Origin of the sequence: Pseudomonas sp. GCM10022186 (assembly GCF_042656385.1) — a bacterium.
Classification (GTDB): domain Bacteria; phylum Pseudomonadota; class Gammaproteobacteria; order Pseudomonadales; family Pseudomonadaceae; genus Metapseudomonas.
Genome location: NZ_JBHSOU010000013.1, coordinates 1 through 2513 on the forward strand (window position 1 = coordinate 1; position 2513 = coordinate 2513).

Consider the following 2513-nt stretch of genomic DNA (forward strand, 5'->3'; position numbering starts at 1 on the left):
TAGCCCTTAAGCTTCCTTGAATCTAATAGAACGCTCTGGAAAGTGCGGCCATAGTGGGTGATAGCCCCGTATATGAAAGGTTCTTGGAAGTGAAATCGAGTAGGACGGAGCACGTGAAACTTTGTCTGAACATGGGGGGACCATCCTCCAAGGCTAAATACTACTGACTGACCGATAGTGAACCAGTACCGTGAGGGAAAGGCGAAAAGAACCCCGGAGAGGGGAGTGAAATAGAACCTGAAACCGTATGCGTACAAGCAGTGGGAGCCTACTTTGTTAGGTGACTGCGTACCTTTTGTATAATGGGTCAGCGACTTATATTCAGTGGCGAGCTTAACCGAATAGGGGAGGCGTAGCGAAAGCGAGTCTTAATAGGGCGTTTAGTCGCTGGGTATAGACCCGAAACCGGGCGATCTATCCATGAGCAGGTTGAAGGTTAGGTAACACTGACTGGAGGACCGAACCGACTCCCGTTGAAAAGGTAGCGGATGACTTGTGGATCGGAGTGAAAGGCTAATCAAGCTCGGAGATAGCTGGTTCTCCTCGAAAGCTATTTAGGTAGCGCCTCACGTATCACTCCAGGGGGTAGAGCACTGTTTCGGCTAGGGGGTCATCCCGACTTACCAAACCGATGCAAACTCCGAATACCTGGAAGTGTCAGCGTGGGAGACACACGGCGGGTGCTAACGTCCGTCGTGAAAAGGGAAACAACCCAGACCGTCAGCTAAGGTCCCAAAGTTGTAGTTAAGTGGGAAACGATGTGGGAAGGCTTAGACAGCTAGGAGGTTGGCTTAGAAGCAGCCATCCTTTAAAGAAAGCGTAATAGCTCACTAGTCGAGTCGGCCTGCGCGGAAGATGTAACGGGGCTCAAACTACACACCGAAGCTACGGGTTCGTCGCAAGACGAGCGGTAGAGGAGCGTTCTGTAAGCCTGTGAAGGTGAGTTGAGAAGCTTGCTGGAGGTATCAGAAGTGCGAATGCTGACATGAGTAACGACAATGGGTGTGAAAAACACCCACGCCGAAAGACCAAGGGTTCCTGCGCAACGTTAATCGACGCAGGGTGAGTCGGCCCCTAAGGCGAGGCAGAAATGCGTAGTCGATGGGAAACGGGTTAATATTCCCGTACTTCTAGTTACTGCGATGGAGGGACGGAGAAGGCTAGGCCAGCTTGGCGTTGGTTGTCCAAGTTTAAGGTGGTAGGCCGAACACTTAGGCAAATCCGGGTGTTCAAGGCCGAGAGCTGATGACGAGTGTTCTTTTAGGACACGAAGTGGTTGATGCCATGCTTCCAGGAAAAGCTTCTAAGCTTCAGGTAACTAGGAACCGTACCCCAAACCGACACAGGTGGTCGGGTAGAGAATACCAAGGCGCTTGAGAGAACTCGGGTGAAGGAACTAGGCAAAATGGCACCGTAACTTCGGGAGAAGGTGCGCCGGTGAGGGTGAACGATTTACTCGGTAAGCCCATGCCGGTCGAAGATACCAGGCCGCTGCGACTGTTTATTAAAAACACAGCACTCTGCAAACACGAAAGTGGACGTATAGGGTGTGACGCCTGCCCGGTGCCGGAAGGTTAATTGATGGGGTTAGCGCAAGCGAAGCTCTTGATCGAAGCCCCGGTAAACGGCGGCCGTAACTATAACGGTCCTAAGGTAGCGAAATTCCTTGTCGGGTAAGTTCCGACCTGCACGAATGGCGTAACGATGGCGGCGCTGTCTCCACCCGAGACTCAGTGAAATTGAAATCGCTGTGAAGATGCAGTGTATCCGCGGCTAGACGGAAAGACCCCGTGAACCTTTACTGTAGCTTTGCACTGGACTTTGAGCCTGCTTGTGTAGGATAGGTGGGAGGCTTTGAAGCGAGGACGCCAGTTCTCGTGGAGCCATCCTTGAAATACCACCCTGGCATGCTTGAGGTTCTAACTCTGGTCCGTGATCCGGATCGAGGACAGTGTATGGTGGGCAGTTTGACTGGGGCGGTCTCCTCCTAAAGAGTAACGGAGGAGTACGAAGGTGCGCTCAGACCGGTCGGAAATCGGTCGCAGAGTATAAAGGCAAAAGCGCGCTTGACTGCGAGACAGACACGTCGAGCAGGTACGAAAGTAGGTCTTAGTGATCCGGTGGTTCTGTATGGAAGGGCCATCGCTCAACGGATAAAAGGTACTCCGGGGATAACAGGCTGATACCGCCCAAGAGTTCATATCGACGGCGGTGTTTGGCACCTCGATGTCGGCTCATCACATCCTGGGGCTGAAGCCGGTCCCAAGGGTATGGCTGTTCGCCATTTAAAGTGGTACGCGAGCTGGGTTTAGAACGTCGTGAGACAGTTCGGTCCCTATCTGCCGTGGACGTTTGAGATTTGAGAGGGGCTGCTCCTAGTACGAGAGGACCGGAGTGGACGAACCTCTGGTGTTCCGGTTGTCACGCCAGTGGCACTGCCGGGTAGCTATGTTCGGAAGAGATAACCGCTGAAAGCATCTAAGCGGGAAACTCGCCTCAAGATGAGATCTCAC

Annotated in this window: 1 rRNA gene; it reads left to right on the forward strand. The window is 52.9% G+C overall.

The features are described from left to right. Positions 1-2513, forward strand: a 23S ribosomal RNA gene (locus tag ACFPU0_RS08730); the annotation flags it as partial.